Source organism: Flavobacterium sp. RHBU_24 (genome assembly GCF_046613695.1).
In the GTDB taxonomy this organism is placed as follows: domain Bacteria; phylum Bacteroidota; class Bacteroidia; order Flavobacteriales; family Flavobacteriaceae; genus Flavobacterium.
The window spans coordinates 1-16508 of record NZ_JBKJHD010000011.1 but is presented as its reverse complement, the minus strand read 5'-3'; the positions used below and the strand labels follow the sequence as shown (position 1 = coordinate 16508).

Annotated in this window: 16 protein-coding genes; 7 read left to right on the top strand and 9 right to left on the bottom strand. The window is 44.3% G+C overall.

Translation table 11 applies throughout. The features are described from left to right. Window positions 1-3: 3 nt before the first annotated feature. Both ACLI09_RS11810 and ACLI09_RS11805 read right to left on the bottom strand, forming a co-directional pair. Window positions 4-471: a DUF6428 family protein gene (locus ACLI09_RS11810; protein ID WP_411419830.1), complete on the bottom strand. Its 468-nt coding sequence runs from the start codon at window positions 469-471 to the stop codon at window positions 4-6. Window positions 472-487: 16 nt separating this feature from the next. Continuing rightward, window positions 488-820 (bottom strand): ArsR/SmtB family transcription factor, encoded by a 333-nt coding sequence (locus tag ACLI09_RS11805; protein WP_411419829.1) that lies wholly within the window; start codon window positions 818-820, stop codon window positions 488-490. Between the two features lie 135 nt (window positions 821-955). On the opposite strand from ACLI09_RS11805, the gene ACLI09_RS11800 reads away from it, so the two are divergent. Next, complete coding sequence (locus ACLI09_RS11800) at window positions 956-2482, top strand: SulP family inorganic anion transporter (RefSeq protein ID WP_411419928.1); 1527 nt, start codon at window positions 956-958, stop codon at window positions 2480-2482. A gap of 45 nt (window positions 2483-2527) precedes the next feature. Then, window positions 2528-3754, top strand: coding sequence for a Na+/H+ antiporter NhaA (gene nhaA / locus ACLI09_RS11795; RefSeq protein WP_411419828.1), 1227 nt, complete (start codon window positions 2528-2530; stop codon window positions 3752-3754). 24 nt (window positions 3755-3778) lie between these two features. On the opposite strand, the gene ACLI09_RS11790 is transcribed toward nhaA, so the two are convergent. Then, entirely contained in the window at window positions 3779-5095 is a 1317-nt protein-coding gene (locus ACLI09_RS11790; protein WP_411419827.1) for a DUF389 domain-containing protein, read from the bottom strand. A gap of 209 nt (window positions 5096-5304) precedes the next feature. Here ACLI09_RS11790 and ACLI09_RS11785 point away from each other — a divergent pair, with 209 nt between their 5' ends. Next, the gene (locus ACLI09_RS11785; RefSeq protein ID WP_411419826.1) at window positions 5305-5751 is read left to right on the top strand and encodes a hypothetical protein; all 447 of its coding nucleotides are present in this window, start codon (window positions 5305-5307) and stop codon (window positions 5749-5751) included. On the opposite strand, the gene ACLI09_RS11780 is transcribed toward ACLI09_RS11785, so the two are convergent. From ACLI09_RS11780 to dapF, 4 genes are all read right to left on the bottom strand, one after another. Beyond that, a complete protein-coding gene (locus ACLI09_RS11780) occupies window positions 5723-6370 on the bottom strand; it encodes a peptidoglycan-binding protein LysM (RefSeq protein WP_411419825.1) in 648 nt (215 codons plus the stop codon). The two genes, ACLI09_RS11785 and ACLI09_RS11780, sit on opposite strands and share 29 nt — an antisense overlap. Window positions 6371-6639: 269 nt before the next feature. Then, window positions 6640-7680, bottom strand: coding sequence for an endolytic transglycosylase MltG (gene mltG, locus ACLI09_RS11775; RefSeq protein ID WP_411419824.1), 1041 nt, complete (start codon window positions 7678-7680; stop codon window positions 6640-6642). Window positions 7681-7692: 12 nt separating this feature from the next. Further along, on the bottom strand, window positions 7693-8226 hold the full coding sequence (locus ACLI09_RS11770) for a GNAT family N-acetyltransferase (RefSeq protein WP_411419823.1): 534 nt from the start codon (window positions 8224-8226) through the stop codon (window positions 7693-7695). Continuing rightward, complete coding sequence (gene dapF / locus ACLI09_RS11765; RefSeq protein WP_411419822.1) at window positions 8220-9002, bottom strand: diaminopimelate epimerase; 783 nt, start codon at window positions 9000-9002, stop codon at window positions 8220-8222. Before dapF ends, ACLI09_RS11770 begins: the two co-directional genes overlap by 7 nt. Before the next feature lie 117 nt (window positions 9003-9119). On the opposite strand from dapF, the gene ACLI09_RS11760 reads away from it, so the two are divergent. Beyond that, the gene (locus ACLI09_RS11760) at window positions 9120-10520 is read left to right on the top strand and encodes a trypsin-like peptidase domain-containing protein (RefSeq protein ID WP_411419821.1); all 1401 of its coding nucleotides are present in this window, start codon (window positions 9120-9122) and stop codon (window positions 10518-10520) included. A 132-nt stretch (window positions 10521-10652) separates the two neighbouring features. Next, window positions 10653-11012, top strand: a complete 360-nt coding sequence (locus ACLI09_RS11755; RefSeq protein WP_411419820.1) for a hypothetical protein — start codon at window positions 10653-10655, stop codon at window positions 11010-11012. 389 nt (window positions 11013-11401) lie between these two features. Here ACLI09_RS11755 and ACLI09_RS11750 read toward each other — a convergent pair whose 3' ends face one another. Continuing rightward, window positions 11402-14050, bottom strand: a complete 2649-nt coding sequence (locus ACLI09_RS11750) for a T9SS type A sorting domain-containing protein (protein ID WP_411419819.1) — start codon at window positions 14048-14050, stop codon at window positions 11402-11404. A gap of 325 nt (window positions 14051-14375) precedes the next feature. After that, window positions 14376-14735: a hypothetical protein gene (locus ACLI09_RS11745; RefSeq protein WP_411419818.1), complete on the bottom strand. Its 360-nt coding sequence runs from the start codon at window positions 14733-14735 to the stop codon at window positions 14376-14378. A gap of 196 nt (window positions 14736-14931) precedes the next feature. Here ACLI09_RS11745 and meaB point away from each other — a divergent pair, with 196 nt between their 5' ends. Together meaB and ACLI09_RS11735 are read left to right on the top strand one after the other, a co-directional pair. Next, a complete protein-coding gene (meaB, locus tag ACLI09_RS11740; protein WP_411419927.1) occupies window positions 14932-15990 on the top strand; it encodes a methylmalonyl Co-A mutase-associated GTPase MeaB in 1059 nt (352 codons plus the stop codon). Between the two features lie 30 nt (window positions 15991-16020). Beyond that, window positions 16021-16479: a DUF2750 domain-containing protein gene (locus ACLI09_RS11735; RefSeq protein ID WP_411419817.1), complete on the top strand. Its 459-nt coding sequence runs from the start codon at window positions 16021-16023 to the stop codon at window positions 16477-16479. Window positions 16480-16508: the final 29 nt, after the last annotated feature.

The window sequence follows — 16508 nt, the reverse complement described above, 5'->3', positions numbered from 1 at the left end:
TTTTTAGCAGCAACCGCCGCCCGGTGTGCATGATGATTGGTTACTACCTAACATTTGCAGGCTTACCTTACTCTTGGCAGGTATGCCGCAGGCATCCTGGGCAAGGCAGGCTGTTTGCTTTGCAACCAGTAAAAAATCAGCCCCATCAAAATCAAGGCTGTATTTGCCTATGGTATCACTTTGGTATTCCACCTCAATTGCAAAGTCGCCCATACCCAGTACTTTTTCTGAAAGCGCTATAATGTCGAGAAGTTTTTTTGGCTTTAGCCGGTGCTCAAAGTCGTTTGCATCCCACAGCTGAAAGTTAGCCACCTCCTCTTTACGTACTACGCCGCCACAGTCGATAAAATTTTTAGTAACTACGCCCACCTCGGTTACGTGGAAGTTTTCGGGTACGTACGTGCCATTTGGCAGCTTAAAGTTTACGGCCTGGGCGGTAGTTAGGTAATTTTTAATTTCAGATAGTTTCATAATATATGTTTTTAGGTTAACAGCATTCGTTTTTCCTTGTTTCCATTGCTGTAGTTATATGTTCAAAAAAAGATTTTATTTTTTCAAAGCCCGTTTCATCAATACAGTAGCAAACTGAGGTACCCTCTATGCTTCCTTTAATAAGGCCAGCATTTTTAAGCTCTTTTAAATGCTGCGACACTGTGGCCTGCGCTAAGGGCAGCACCCCCACAATATCGCCACACACACAGGCATTGGTAGTTAATAAATGCTCGATAATGGCTATACGCGCCGGATGTCCCATGGCTTTTGCCAATGCAGAAAGTTCGTTTTGGCGTTCTGTAAATTCCCCTGACTTTGTAGTCCCCATAACGGTAGTTTTATTTATCGCAATATTACGATAAATAATAATAACTTTTACAAATAGAAAAAGAAATTGAAATCTAAACACCTAAGAGCCCCAGTCCCCGATACCTTCTGGAAGAAACTTACTACCTTTGCCGCCATGAAATTATTCGACTTCTCCCAAAAAATAAACTATAAAAACGAGATACTGGCCGGGCTTACTGTAGCCATGACCATGATACCGGAGTCGCTTTCGTTTGCCATATTGGCCGGGTTCCCGCCGCTGGTGGGGTTGTATTCAGCTTTTATTATGGGGCTTGCTACTGCCGTACTTGGCGGCAGGCCGGGCATGGTATCAGGGGGTGCGGGCGCTACCGTTATCACCCTCATTGCCCTGATGAAGTCTAACGGCATTGAATATGTGTTTGCCGCTGTAGCGCTGGCAGGTGTGTTCCAGATATTGACAGGCGTATTCAGGCTGGGGAAATTTATTCGATTAGTGCCACAGCCTGTAATGTATGGTTTTGTAAACGGGCTTGCGGTAGTTATATTTATGTCGCAGCTGGAACAGTTTAAAACCACTATTAATGGCCATAGCGCCTGGCTTACGGGGCCGCCTTTGTATATAATGCTCGGCCTTGTAATGCTAACCATAGCGGTGGTTATCGGATTTCCTAAAATTACAAAGGCAGTACCCGCATCGCTGGTTGCCATCATAGTGGTATTTGCCGTGGTGCTTATATTTGGCATTGAAACCAAAACCGTGCAGGATATCGCTTCGGTACAGGGAGGCTTCCCGCCGGTGCACATTCCGCAACTACCGCTTAATTTTGATACCCTTAAAATTATATTGCCCTATGCCTTAATTATGGCAGCGGTGGGCCTTACCGAGGGGCTGCTTACCCTAAACCTTGTAGATGAAATAACGGGTACACGCGGCAATAGCAACCGCGAATGTATGGCGCAGGGCACAGCTAATATAGCTAACGGCTTTTTTGGCGGTATGGGCGGCTGCCCTATGATAGCCCAAACCATGGTAAACCTCAACGCGGGCGCGCGGGCACGGCTGTCGGGTATTATTGGCGCGCTTACCATATTGTGCATAATACTATTTGGGGCGCCGGTTATAGGCAAACTGCCCATGGCGGCACTTACCGGCGTGATGATGATGGTAGCCATAGGCACTTTTGAATGGGCCAGCTTCCGTATTATCAACAAGATGCCGAAGAGCGATATTTTTACCGGGATAGTGGTGGCGCTAATAACCATACTGCTGCACAACCTGGCCCTCGCAGTGCTAATAGGGGTTATAATAAGTGCGCTGGTTTTTGCATGGGAAAGCGCCAGGCAAATCCGTGCGGAAAAAATTACCGGTAATGATGGTGTTACAAACTACATGCTTCAGGGGCCGTTGTTCTTTGGGTCAGTTACCGCTTTTAACCGTATTTTTGATATAGCGGCAGACCCTGAAACTGTAGTTATAGACTTTAAAAACAGCCGTATAGCAGACATGTCGGCCATTGAAGCGGTAGGAATGCTTACCAGGAAGTACCACGACGCCGGGAAAACCCTGTACCTGAAACACCTTAGTGAAGACTGCCGCAAACTGCTGAAAAATGCCGCCGGTGTAATAGAAGTAAATATTGCCACCGACCCTACTTACAGGCTGCCCACCGACCGTTTGTAGCGATTTCATTGGGATTTTTATACCTAACATTGTATCTTAGCGTTTATGGCAAAACACATCAACCTCACTATATTTAAAAACTTTTTCGCCTCCTCATCCGCCGGGGGCATACTGCTGCTTATTTGCGTAATTATATCCCTTACGATAGCGAATACCAACCTTGCTGACAATTTTGAAAACCTGCTTGCTACACAGTTAGGGTTTGAAAACAGCGCTGTGCAGCTGCGCTATCCGCTACAGCTTTGGATAAACGATGGGCTTATGGCAATTTTTTTCCTGCTGGTGGGCCTTGAGATAAAACGTGAAATTATTGAGGGCGAACTTTCATCGTTCAGCCACGCCATACTGCCTGTGCTGGCGGCTGTAGGCGGGGTAATAGTTCCGGCATGCATTTACAGCTACTTTAATCATAACGAGACATATACCTCGGGTGGGTGGGGTATCCCCATGGCTACCGATATTGCCTTTGCATTGGGTATACTTTCGTTACTGGGTAAAAAAGTACCCTCGCGCCTCAAGATATTCCTGGCCGCGCTTGCCATAGTAGATGACCTTATGGCCATATTGGTTATAGCTATATTTTACTCCGGAGATTTGCATTACAACTATCTTATATATGCCGGCATTGTGCTTGTTATACTGATAATATTTAACAGGCTGCGTATTATGAATGTCTGGTTTTATATCTTACCGGGTATTTTGATGTGGTACTTTATACACCACAGCGGCATACACGCCACCATAGCCGGCGTGCTTACTGCCCTTACCCTGCCCACCACGCCTGATGACACTGTATCGCCCCTTGAAAAACTGGAGCATTTTCTAGGTAACCCGGTTAACTTTATCATCATGCCGATATTTGCTATTGCAAATACAAACATTACTTTTGAGGGTGGTATGTCTCAGGGGTTATTGCAACCGCTGGGGATGGGTATAGTACTGGGGCTGTTTTTAGGGAAGCCTATAGGAATTTTTACCATGTCCTGGCTGGCCGTAAAGCTTAAGATTGCCAAACTGCCAAAAAATGTAGACTGGATGCATGTAGCCGGCCTTGGGCTGCTGGCCGGTATCGGTTTCACAATGTCAATATTTATAGCACTCCTTTCTATAAACCGCCCGTACCTTCAGGCTGAGGCAAAGTTTGCAGTGCTTATCGCCTCGGTATTTTCAGGGCTGGCCGGCTATGGGTTTCTTAGCGCATATAACAAGAAAAACAAGGCTATAAAGGATGACGATGATAGTGAAAGTGATACCGATATTGAATCTGTTTAAGTGTTACTAATGCTTTCCTTACATCTATTCATCTTCGGCCCTAAAAAGCGCTACGTCTTTTACTGAAAGCCGCTGGTTAAGCCATGCCCTTAGCTTGGTATAGTCATCTTTTTTAAGGTTTTTTTTACTGGTAAAAATAACCCCGGTTATATGTACTATACTGTCTTTTGGTGTGGCAAGCGTACTGTTAGAAACAGCAAGCCCGGTAATATCAGGAAAAAAGGCACGGGCCTCGCTTAACAGCTGTTTATTATCGAAATTGTTTTTAGCCAGCTCTTTTTCAAGCTGCAATATCTTTACGTCTTTTTTATTTACTTCGTTTTCACTGCTGTGTATCTGCTTAAGGATGTCTCCTTTAAGGGCATTAAACCTGTCGGTACTATCCTGGCGAATGATTAGCCGGGTGCCTTTAAGATATTCATTTAACTCGAGTTCTTTATTAAGGTTTGCTATTTCTTCCTTGCTAAACCTTTTGCTTAGTGTAGCCAGCTCAATCTTTTTTTTGCCCCGTTTATATTCCGTTTTTTTATATACCACCGTATATCCCTTATCGGCAAACTGGCTTTCAAGAAAGATTTCGGTATTTTTTTTAAATTGCTGTTCACCGTAAAGTGAGTAAGCCAGATAGCCTGCGGGCACAAGCATGGCTAAGGTAAGCAGGGTTATAATAACGCGCACCTGTTTTTGCCGCCTGCCGTCAATAAGCTTTTTCGCCGGGTATTTAAGGTATTTTACAATGGCAAAAGTAGCGATGCCTATAAACACACAGTTAATACAGTAAAGATAAAAAGCGCCTGCAAAATAGGCCCATTGCCCATTAGCCAGTCCATACCCTGCGGTACAAAGCGGCGGCATTAAAGCTGTTGCAATGGCTACCCCGGGAATGGGGTTGCCTTTTTCGGAGCGGGTTACAGCAATAGCACCTACTATACCACCAAAAAATGCTATAATAATATCATAAATGTTTGGCGATGTGCGTGCAAGAAGTTCGCTCTGCACATCTTTAAAGGGGGTTATCATAAAATAAACCGTAGATACGCTGAGGCTGACAGCAGTGGCAATAAGCAAATTGCGCAATGACTTTTTAAGGAGTGCGAAATCATACAAACCCAGTGCGAAACCCGCCCCTACTATAGGCCCCATTAACGGCGATATAAGCATGGCGCCGATAATTACGGCAGTGCTGTTTACATTGAGCCCCACTGATGCCACAATTATAGCACAGGCGAGTATCCAGAGGTTAGCACCTTTAAACGTAATATTTTTAGATACGTCCTGTATGATTTTTTCCTTATCATCTTCTCCTTCATGAAGATTAAAAAGCCTTGATAAATCTGTCATTAGGTAGCATTTACATTTATGTACAAATAAAGGATTGATTTTTTACATCTGCACTACAATTTAAATATAAAAAAATTAAACGTAAAATTCAAAAATTGTTAAAATACAGGCCCTAATTTTAACAAATTGTTTAATCTTCACTATGCTTGCCGAACTATAAAATATATGGAGATAAATTTCATAAATTAGCCCCAATAATTCACCTTACTATGCCATTTTTACCGGAGTTTATTGCTATCGCCGTAGTGGTAATAGCCCTGCTTTATTATATTATAAGCAAAATTGCAAATAGCAATGCCGCTTACAAATCAGGTAAGCTGGCCATGCTTGAACGCTACAAGCAACTAAGAGCGCGCTCTAACAACCTACAGGATAAGATGAGCAGCTACATAATGGAAAATCACATTGAAAACGAACCCTTTACGGAAGAGTATACCTATGCTGATTTTTTAAGGCAGCTGCAAAAAAACCATATAAAACACCTGTCTGATAAAAACTATAGCCGAATAAAAAACACAAACAACAGGGTGGTACTTAATGCCGCTAAAACGACACTCAAAAATCAGGAAATTAAACTTGATGAAGTAGAACAAAAGTTAAATCAACTTGGCCTGCAACGCCATGCTGCTACACCTTTACCCTCGGGGCAGGATTAGCCACTATAGCGGAGGTATCATAACCCCCAAATTTGCGTATATAACTTTTAAGGCTGGTACCAAAACCATCGTTATAGCCATTAGTACCGTTTGAATGTAGAAACTTCTTTACACTGCCGGCTCCGGAAAGATGCGCGGCGGCCAATATGCCTGACTCGGTAATTTTAACACCAGAAATGGTTTTACCCACATAACGAACTATTTCATGGCGCAGTTCCCATTTATTTTTTGCAAGCAACGCCTTAAAGGCTTTTTCCTGCAAAACAGGGCTGTTCAAAAATTCTTTGTGGTTGAAAATGCCTACTGAGCGCAGGGCTGATTTGCCAAACTGGTATTTGCCCATGTAGCCGTAGCGGTTTACCAGCTTATAAAGGCACTGGCTTTCTTTGACGCCGATGGCCTGTTTAAAGCCAATATATGATTTTCCGGTGAAGGGAAAATTAAAGGAAATCTTCGCGGTTTCATCAATGGTGGGGACGGAATAGTTACTGATTTCGTTTTCTGAAATATGAAAACCTTCTATCCTGCCAAATTGTTTTTCTTCTTTCGTTTTAAACCCTGTACTAAAGGTTATGATGAAAAGGGCGAGGCCCGCAAAGTATGCTCCTTGTTTTATCATTTGTTTTTATTTCTCATAAGCCTGTCACCCTTATGAATTTCACAGCAGCAAATATAATTAAAAACAACACTTGATTTACAACCAGTTACAAGAAAACCTTACTTTAACTTTACTTTAAGACAACAAAACGATAAGAAAAAAGCCGCAAACACCTGTAAATTCAGGGGTTTGCGACTGCATTAAATTTTTATCAACAAAAGCCGTCTTAAGGCATGTATTCTTGCTAATTGAGATTTTTCAGGGCAATAATTTTAAGATATATTTAAGAATTATCGCTTAATACCCATCTTGTTTACCCAGGCCACATACTTCTGGCGGTTTACCTCATGCTGGGCAGGAGTAACCGCAAATTCATGGTAACCAAAATTAGTTACGCTGGCGCAAAAATAAATATAGTTGTGCTTTTCCGGGCTTAAAACAGCATCAATAGCCGTGATGTCGGGCATGGCGATAGGCCCCGGCGGCAGCCCTTCATATTTATAAGTATTGTAAGGCGAATCGGTTTCAAGGTCTTTATACAGCACGCGTTTAATTACCTGGTCAAAATCTCCTGAAGCTTTTTTAACAGCATAGATAACAGTGGGGTCGGCCTCCAGCTTCATGCCTTTTGCAAGCCGGTTAAGGTATACGCCCGCCACGCGCGGGCGCTCGTCTTTTTTTACAGTCTCTTTATGCACTATACTTGCCAGCGCCGATACCTCAAGTGGGCTAAGGTTAAGCGCTTCGGCTTTAGATATACGATTAGCCGTCCAGAATTTACGGTATTCTTTAACCATCTTATCGCGTACCTTGGTTGCGGTGGTGTTCCAGTAAAACTCATAGGTATTGGGTATAAAAACAGCCAGCACATTGTCTTCGGTAAAGCCGTTCTCGTCAAGAAAAGCTTTATCTGTAAATGCCTTTAGTATTGCCAGGCTGTCCGGCTCTATTTGTTGTGCAAGCCTGCCTGCAAGCCGCTGTAGCGTTTCCTGGTTATTGAATGATACATCTACGGGAACCGGGTTGCGCAGCGCGGTAATGATATCGTTGTTGCTCATGCCTTTAGTAAGTATAATTTTACCGGCCTTTACATTGTTAGGGTATTCTTTTTTATCGGCTACCCATTCAAATTTATCAATATCGGCTATATAAGGCGCCAGCAGCTCTTTTGCCTTGGCAAAATCTGAATTAGACGGCAGGTAAACCGCTACTTCATCCTGCTCAAATTTGGTATTTGGCGAATATATTTTCTGGTAAAACGTATAACCGATTATGGTACCGCCGATTATAAATACCAGCGAAAAAATGCCTATGATCTTTCTTAAGTTCAAGAGTAAGAGATTTTAAATGTTATGTATAAGCTGGTACAGGGCTTCATCAGAAAATATGCCATCGGGGCGCCTGTTCCATGCTTTTTTTATGCCCACAATTTTGAAACCAAAATTAGTAAAAAGGGTGGTACTTGCAACATTGCCTACATCAATATTTGCGTATAATTGGTGCAGGTGCAATGTATTAAAGGCATACCGTATTACGAGCTCCAAAGCCTCTCTGCCCAGGCCTTTGCCTCTGCTTTCATCATCGGCTATAATAATGCCTACCCCTGCCCTAGCATTTGCGGGGTCAAAGTCAAACAGGTCGATTAGCCCTATCGCGTCTGCACTTCCGTTAAGGCAAATGGCAAGACGCAGCTGCTTTGCCTCATAAATGTCCTGGTGGGCGTTTTCCAGGTATTGCCGAATCAGGAAACGGCTGTAAGGGGTTTGCGTATAGCTTACCTCCCACAGCGCCTCGTTATTTTCTATTTTATAAATAAACTCAAGGTCTTCGGGTTCCAGCGCGCGCAGGTAAATTTTATTTCCTGTTAAGGTTACCATTCGGCTTCACCTTTAAATACAAAATGGGCGGGGCCGGTAAGGTATACATCCTTAAACTGCTTACCCGTCTGGGTAAACGATACGCTAAGTTCGCCGCCGGGGGTAAGCAGCGTTACATTATCGGCATCGGTCTTACCCTGCACTTTCATGGCAATGGCTACCGCGGTAACACCCGTGCCGCAGCTGTAGGTTTCATCCTCTACGCCGCGTTCGTAGGTGCGTACTGAAAAAGTGTCAGTGTCAATCTGGTACACAAAGTTTACGTTGGCGCCGGCATTGCCATACAGCCCGCTGTTGCGTATGCTGGCGCCTATATGTTTTACATCCAGTGTTTCAAGGTCATCTACCAGCTCTACATGGTGGGGCGACCCGGTATCAAGAAACACATAATTTTCATATACGGTAACCGTATTCACATCTTTCATGTGCAGCGATACCGTGCCATCTCCGGCAATTGTGGCGTGGTGGCGGCCGTCTACGGCTTCAAACTCGGTTTCGTTTTCTATCAGCCCCAGCATATTGGCAAAAGCCACTATACAGCGCCCGCCATTACCGCACATGGTACTGGGGTTTCCGTCAGAATTAAAATATACCATACGAAAATCGGTACCATTTGCGTTCTCTAACAGGATGAGGCCGTCTGCCCCGATGCCAAACCTTCGGTCGCACAGCTGCGCAACGAGTTTGGTATCATTTTTGGGAAAGGTTTCATCGCGGTTGTCAATCATTACAAAATCGTTTCCGGTGCCCTGGTACTTGTAAAAGGTGTTAATCATAGTAATACTGCACAATTAGTAAGGCAAAAGTACAAATATAAACGACACGTAGTGATTTGCATTCGCAGCACTTTAACTATAGTTTTAACCGTAATTAAATTAAATACTTTAATGTTTATGAAAAAAATTTCAAGCCTGTTCCTGGTGTCCCTGCTTAGTGGTGCCACTACCCTTGGAGCTTATAAACTGGTATTTGATAACGACACTGCAAGCTCTGCCTTATCAATTGCCGCTCCGCAAAATACCTTTTCTAAAAATGTGAATTATGGTGCGCCGGGTGCCGAGAGCGTAGACTTTACCGCTGCCGCAGATAAGGCCGTGCATACTGTTGTTCACGTAAAAAACACCATTTACCGTACCGGCCCCGCAAATATGATGGACTTTATGTTTGGCTACAACGGTGGCCAGCAGCAGGCCCAGGTAGGCACCGGCAGCGGCGTGATTATTACCGAAGACGGCTATATTGTTACCAATAACCACGTGGTTCAGGATGCCAGCGAACTGGAAGTTACCCTGAACAACAACAAAACTTATAAAGCCAAACTGGTAGGCACCGACAGTAAGATGGACATTGCCCTACTAAAAGTAGAAGCAGGCGAAAAACTGCCGTATGCCACCTTTGGCAACAGCGACGATATGAAAGTAGGCGAGTGGGTACTTGCCGTGGGTAACCCCTATAACCTTACCAGCACTGTAACGGCGGGTATTGTTTCGGCGAAAGCCAGGAACCTGAGTAAAGACGGCATACAGTCGTTCATTCAAACGGATGCTGCCGTAAATCCCGGCAACAGTGGTGGTGCGCTGGTTAACACCCGTGGCGAGCTGATAGGCATTAACACCATGATATCGAGCCAAACGGGTTCTTATGTGGGCTACTCGTTTGCGGTGCCCAGCAACATTACCCGCAAAATTGTGGAAGACCTTATGGAATATGGCAACGTGCAGCGCGGCGTACTTGGTATACAGGGAGGCGAGCTGAACAGCGTTAGCGCTAAAGAACTGGGCGTAACCCAAACACAAGGCTTTTATGTAAACAGCGTAGTGGCAAAAAGCGGCGCTGACAAAGCGGGTATTAAAAAAGGTGATATCATCAGGAAAATAGACAATACCGTTGTAAACGGCTTTAGCGACCTTAATGCCGCTATTATTACCAAAAGGCCGAATGACGTGGTAAAGGTTGAAGTAGACCGCGGCGGGGATACTGTTACACTTAACGTAAAGCTTACTAAAAACGAAATAAACAGCTTTAACTATGAGGGACTGGAGCTGGAAGACCTGAGTGCCGCCGAGAAAAAAGCGCTTAAGATAAACTACGGCATCCGTATAAAAGATATTAGCGACGGCCAATTTATGCCGTATTATGATGAGCTTAAAGACGGTATTATCCTTACTATAAACAATACAAAGGCCACCGACATTAACACCGTTACCGAGATACTTTCGCGCAGGGGGCCTAACGACCGCGTTAAAGTAGAAATGCTTACCCGCAACCGCGAGGTAGTGCGCTTTATTATGTAAATTTCATCTTGCTTTATATTATTTGAGAAGTCCCTGCCGCAAGGCGGGGATTTTTTATACCCGAAACTTAACATTAAATGGGCATACTTTTAAAGTTGATGGGATAAATTTGGAGATTAAAGCGAAAAGACCATGAAGAGAATTTTACGAAAAACCGAAATATTACTGCATAGTGTTATCATTGCCCTTGTGCTCTGGAAGGGCATACTGCTCTTTCGCGAGGGTATGTACTTCCCTGCCGGGCTGGTAACCGGGCTGTCGTTAACGGCTATGGCAATTACTATTTACTGGAAAAAATTGAGGCTCGCACCCCGTGAAGCAAGGCAGGCCAGCTATTATATAGAGGGGCTTGCGTTTCTTACACTATATGTATTATGTACTACGCACGAGCGCAACCTGGCGCAGCTATTGATGATGGCGTCCATAGTATTCCCGTTTATTGGCTTTGCTACTTCGCTTAAAACGAGTAAAAAGAAGGTGGTGAGGGGTTAATATGGGAACTCATCCTATAGTTGTGAGCCACTCCTCCGCGGAACTATCCCAATCTCCCTATTAAAAATTTTTATAGATATTCAGCCCGTACTGGGTATAGCTACCAATCAGCTAGTGAGCTATTACACAGAGATTCCCAGAGAAGAAGAATGTAACACCTTCGGCGTTAGAGCACTGAGCTGTACGGAAACAATATACATAAAGAGCTTGTGCACTTATCCGTAGTGCCGCCTCTACTACTTTTCGATCTTTGAGAATCTTTGGGTTTCTTTGGGAAACTTTGGGTTACAGCAAAAAAAAAGAGGCCGGCTTAAACCGACCTCTTTAATATAAAATGTTGTAGCTAATACGCTAAGCAACTCAGCGCCTCAACAACTAAGAACCTTCTATTACTGCTTCACAACTTTAACCGTTGATGTAGCATCGTTACTGTCGGTTACTTTAACAAGGTAAGTACCCGCAGTTAACGCGCTTAGGTTGAGCTGTGTTTCAGGCGTATTGATATTATTTTTACTTAATACGGTTTGGCCCAGCAGGTTTATAACCGTTACCGAAGCAATATTATTGTTATACTGCAGGTTAAGCACATCGGTTACCGGGTTAGGATAATAGGTAAAGGCTGTTTTATTAAAGCCTGAAGTGCCTAGTACCCCTGTGGTTACAGCAAATGGCGCGGTCTCACAGGCACCCAGGGTAGCCACGGCATAGTAGGTAACACCATCTTCCACTTCGCTAAACGGGTCAAGCTGCTGTGTAAGCGCGCTATCCGCATACCAGGTTACTGTTGCATCTTCATCAACTTCAATATCAAGGTCATTTAGCGTAGGGATGTCTTCACCTTCGCCCACTTCAAACGACTGGTTATGCTCACCAGTTATGTCATCAAGTGTATTTAAAGTTACTACAAATGAGTTTTCTTCAAAACAGTCAGCATTGCCTTCTGCCTCAGCATATACATATATTGTCCTGGTGAACAATATCTGGTCTCCCGCCATAAGCGAAACACCTGTACCCATAGTGCCGGTATAATAATTACCGTTTGTAAGGGCAGGCAGTATATAAAGGTCGCAAACATCCACATCTTCAGGAGCGTCGGCCACCACAGGAGCCAGTACATCAATAACCACAGCTGTACGGGTGCTTTCGCAATCGCCGTCTACATGAGAAACATAGTAAGTACCGTCGGTAAGCACAACATCCGCCGGGATGGCATTATCGCCCATTGGGCCAAAATACCATACCAGGCCACCCTCTGTAGGAAGTTCGTCGCCTGTAGTCTCAAAGCACAGGGCAAGCGGGCCAACGCCTGTAGGCGCATCTATGTCGCAATTTACGGTAAGTATACCGCTTACATTGCTGCCTGCACTCCAAAAGCCGCCACCCGTAGCAGAATAGCCTCCATAAAGGAAATCGCCTCCATCAAGTTGAAAACGGCTTGCATAGTAGTAAGTGCCCGGTGTAAGGCCCTGCCCTACTGTAGCCATAAACTCGTCGTTATTGCCACTCTGTACATTAAATGTGGCAGGAACCCATACTGTTTCAGTCCAAGTATTAGGGTTAGTATTTGCCGTGCTAACGCCTATCCATGCTGTAACATCTTCCGCTGCACCTGCGGCTTCGGTAATGCCCTCGCCATACGCCTGTGCATATATGGTACCCGTTTCGCCTACGTTAAGGGTAAGTGTTGCAGGCCACTGTAGGTTTACATAAGTAAGTTCAGGCACCTGGGGTACGGTAACATTTACAAGGTAATCTTCTACCTGCCCAAAACTATCGTCAGACGAGCAGGGATCGGAAGGAAACTCATCAAATAATTTAAATACACGCATTGCCGTAAGCCCTGCTAAAGCAGTTTCAGGTATGGTAATAGAACCGGTTGCCTCCTGGTCGTCTGTACCGGTTGAATTTTCTATAGATCCTATGTCAAATGATTCACCATCATCAGAAAAATCGCCGTTGTGATTCCAGTCAAAATATACTGTAAAGTAGTTTTCCCACTCTCCTACAGTATTTCCTTTCAGTGTAATATCGTAAGTTTCGCCAACGGTAACTTCACCCGGAGTAACACCGGTAAAGTTTTCTACTGGCACAAAACTGAAAGGGCTGCTGGTGTTTTGTATCCCTGCAAATTCTACATAAGTAATAGCCTCTACACCATTTTCTTCAAAAAATTCGACATCGCAGGGGCACTCCAAGCCGGTATTTATTATATGAACCGGGGTACTGTTTGTAGTCTGGCTGCTGTTTGTACAGGTTATTGCCGCGCGGTACCATGTAGATGCCGTTTGGTCTGTAGTATAGGTATAGGCTGTACCTCCGGCCGGCACGTTAGCATAGGTAACGTTATCTGCCGACTGCTGCCACTGAACGGTGTAACCCGTACCAAAATATCCGGTCGATAACGACAATACCGCATCGGCACCGTTGCATAAAGCAGTGGTACTGGCCAGTGTTGTAGCGGCATCCGGCGCGCCCGAACAGGCTACGGGAGCAGCCTGGGTAACGGATACCTGATCAAATATAAAATTAAAGTCTGCATCCTCATTGCCTAACACTGCTGCAACTGCAAGGTAAACGGTAGTGCCTGCCAGTGTATAAAACGTGGCTGTTTTTGTGGCGCAGGTTTCCGCTTCTATATGGTTAGCAGGTGTAATGCTCTGTAAAAGTGTAAAGGGACCATCGGGCGATGTAGCATAAAATATGCCTATCTCCCCCCAGGACGGGCTATTTTCGAGTGCTGAATCATCAGCAAAATTGAGCAGCATATATTTGTAAGTAAGCGTAATAAGCCCTCCGTTAGAGGTGCCTATGGGAGGAGAAATTGTTTCAGCAACGGGTTCAAAATCATAAATGTTAAATATCAGCGAACCCGCGCCGTTACAGGCAAAAGCCTCTGTTTGCTGAAAATAATCGTTGCTCCAGTTGTTCATGCCATTATTAAAATTGGCAGTGTAGGTTATCTGGGCTGAAAGGTTGTGGGTAAATCCAAGTAGAATAAGGCTTGCCATGACTGCAAGCCAATGTAATTTTCTTTTCATAAATAAAAGTTTTTGTTGATTTGACGTAAAAATATAAATTAAAATGTTATTTAATTATATCGCACAATCAATCTCGTCAATTTAACAATTATTTCCTTGAATAGTTATTCAAAATTTGAATACCGTAAATATATTGCAGTATTTTAAATGCTTAATTTATGCCGGCTTAAAAAATCAACTTACAAAATTAAAAATGTAAGAATATTGCTTCAATAATTATACAATCGGTTCATTTTTTAAACTAAAACATTTTAGTTGCACAATCTGTATATTTTTTTTCAAAAGCGTTTTAAAGGGTATGGACTAACTATCGCACGGGGTAACTTTATGAAGTAACCCACTGCTGTTCTTTGCAGTTCAGGTTGTGCGCTTTTACAAACACAGCAGGGCTGTAGTCGTTTACATACATGCCAAAGTAGGTATGCCAGTCGGTGTGTGCACGGGAGAAGCAAATGTTTAACAGTACTGAGTTTCCGCAGGGCTCCCTGAAAATATAATAAGCATCTGCCATAGTCCCACTACGTGCTAACGACGCCACAAGTTTACCAAAGCCGGCTCCCCCGTCGTTTCGTATCTCAAGGTAGGTTGTGCGCCCGTTTATCAGGTCGAGCGCATTAAAGCCGTGTGGCTGCGTGATTTCTACGGTGCCAAGATCAGGTTCTAAAAATGTTATAAAATGTTCCATACTATTAATTTTACCACAAGTTTAAGAAAAAAATATTTTAATAGATTATTTTCTTTTATATTTTTTTTACAATTTTTGGTTACAACAATAAGATACGGCTTTCCATATGTAATTCGCAAACAAACCTGTATTTTTACACTATTAATAATAAACTGTGGAAGAACTGCAACTGCCCCATAACAACAACTTAAACGACGTGAGCGCCGATAGCCCGACTGGTAATATCAGCCCTCAGGCAGGTGCCCGGGCACGGCTGCGCCGCACACAGCCCACTGCAGGCGAACTGTTATCGGGCATACTTTCGGGAAATAAAACCGCGCTGAGCCGCGCCATTACACTGGTAGAAAGCACCAATACCCAGCACCAGCAAAAGGCAAATGAAGTTATAAACGGCTGCCTGCCGCACGCAAATAAATCAGTGCGCATAGGCATAACCGGTGTGCCGGGCGTCGGCAAAAGCACGTTTATAGAGGCCTTTGGGAAACACCTCACCGCGTTGGGTAAAAAGGTAGCCGTACTGGCGGTAGACCCCAGCAGTACGCTGTCGCACGGCAGCATACTGGGCGACAAAACCCGTATGGAGGAGCTGGTTAAGGATGCCAATGCCTACATACGCCCCTCGGCTTCCGGCGATACGCTGGGCGGTGTGGCGCGCAAAACCCGTGAGGCAATCATACTGTGCGAAGCCGCCGGCTTTGATACCATAATTATAGAAACCGTAGGCGTGGGCCAGAGTGAAACCGCAGTGCACAGCATGGTCGACTTTTTCCTGCTGCTGCAAATTGCGGGCGGGGGCGACGAACTACAGGGCATAAAACGTGGCATTATGGAAATGGCCGACCTGATTGTAATAAACAAGGCCGACGGCGACAACCTGAAGCGTGCCGCCCTGGCCAAAACCGAGTATAACCGTGCGCTGCACCTGTTCCCGGCAAAGGCATCGGGCTGGCAGCCTAAGGTGAGTACCTGCAGCGCGCTGCAAAACGAAGGTATAGCCGAAGTTTGTAATACCCTTACCGAATACTTTACCCTCACAAAAAACAACGGCTATTTTGAAGCCCACCGCCGGGAGCAAAATACCTACTGGCTTACCGAAACCATAAACGAACAACTGAAAACGGGCTTTTATAACCGCCCTGAAATCAAATTGCTGCTTGAAGAAAATAAGCTGCTGGTACAACAAAACCTGCTCTCCCCTTTTGCAGCGGCGCAGCAATTGCTGGAGAGGTATTTTTCAGGAAAGACGGGAAGATAATAGACAGGCACAACAATTAAAATAAAATATATGTTGAAAGATACTGCTGACATTCAGCTTAAGCACAAAAAATTTATTAAGAAGATTTGTGAAACCGGCATTGTATATGGCCTTGAAAACGAGGAAGGATTTGCTACATCACTTTCAAATCAATATGAAGATGAGGAAGGCGGGCCTATAGAAATGATTTGCTTCTGGTCTGAAAAAGCGTTTGCAGCCGCCTGCGCTAAAGACGGCTGGGGCGGCTTTGAGGTTGCCGAAATGCCACTGGCTGAATTTATTGAAAACTGGTGCGTAGGCATGCATAATGACGAACTACTGGCGGGAACCGAGTTTGACAGCAATATGTTTGGCGCCGAAACAGAGCCTTTACTATTAATTCAACAGATAATTGAAGAACTAAAAAGCACCGGAAAAACAATATCCCTTACCGAATATGAAAGCATAGAGGAACTGGAAGCCCTTGTAAGGGAAAATCTTGAAGGGTAAGTTTTTGGATATAATAGATTGCTTCGTTC

Coding starts and splice junctions, on each gene's coding strand:
- ACLI09_RS11810 (WP_411419830.1), bottom strand. CDS start 471: ATGAAACTATCTGAAATTAAAAATTACCTAACTACCGCCCAGGCCGTA.
- ACLI09_RS11805 (WP_411419829.1), bottom strand. CDS start 820: ATGGGGACTACAAAGTCAGGGGAATTTACAGAACGCCAAAACGAACTT.
- ACLI09_RS11800 (WP_411419928.1), top strand. CDS start 956: ATGAAATTATTCGACTTCTCCCAAAAAATAAACTATAAAAACGAGATA.
- nhaA (WP_411419828.1), top strand. CDS start 2,528: ATGGCAAAACACATCAACCTCACTATATTTAAAAACTTTTTCGCCTCC.
- ACLI09_RS11790 (WP_411419827.1), bottom strand. CDS start 5,095: ATGACAGATTTATCAAGGCTTTTTAATCTTCATGAAGGAGAAGATGAT.
- ACLI09_RS11785 (WP_411419826.1), top strand. CDS start 5,305: ATGCCATTTTTACCGGAGTTTATTGCTATCGCCGTAGTGGTAATAGCC.
- ACLI09_RS11780 (WP_411419825.1), bottom strand. CDS start 6,370: ATGATAAAACAAGGAGCATACTTTGCGGGCCTCGCCCTTTTCATCATA.
- ACLI09_RS11770 (WP_411419823.1), bottom strand. CDS start 8,226: ATGGTAACCTTAACAGGAAATAAAATTTACCTGCGCGCGCTGGAACCC.
- dapF (WP_411419822.1), bottom strand. CDS start 9,002: ATGATTAACACCTTTTACAAGTACCAGGGCACCGGAAACGATTTTGTA.
- ACLI09_RS11760 (WP_411419821.1), top strand. CDS start 9,120: ATGAAAAAAATTTCAAGCCTGTTCCTGGTGTCCCTGCTTAGTGGTGCC.
- ACLI09_RS11755 (WP_411419820.1), top strand. CDS start 10,653: ATGAAGAGAATTTTACGAAAAACCGAAATATTACTGCATAGTGTTATC.
- ACLI09_RS11750 (WP_411419819.1), bottom strand. CDS start 14,050: ATGAAAAGAAAATTACATTGGCTTGCAGTCATGGCAAGCCTTATTCTA.
- ACLI09_RS11745 (WP_411419818.1), bottom strand. CDS start 14,735: ATGGAACATTTTATAACATTTTTAGAACCTGATCTTGGCACCGTAGAA.
- ACLI09_RS11735 (WP_411419817.1), top strand. CDS start 16,021: ATGTTGAAAGATACTGCTGACATTCAGCTTAAGCACAAAAAATTTATT.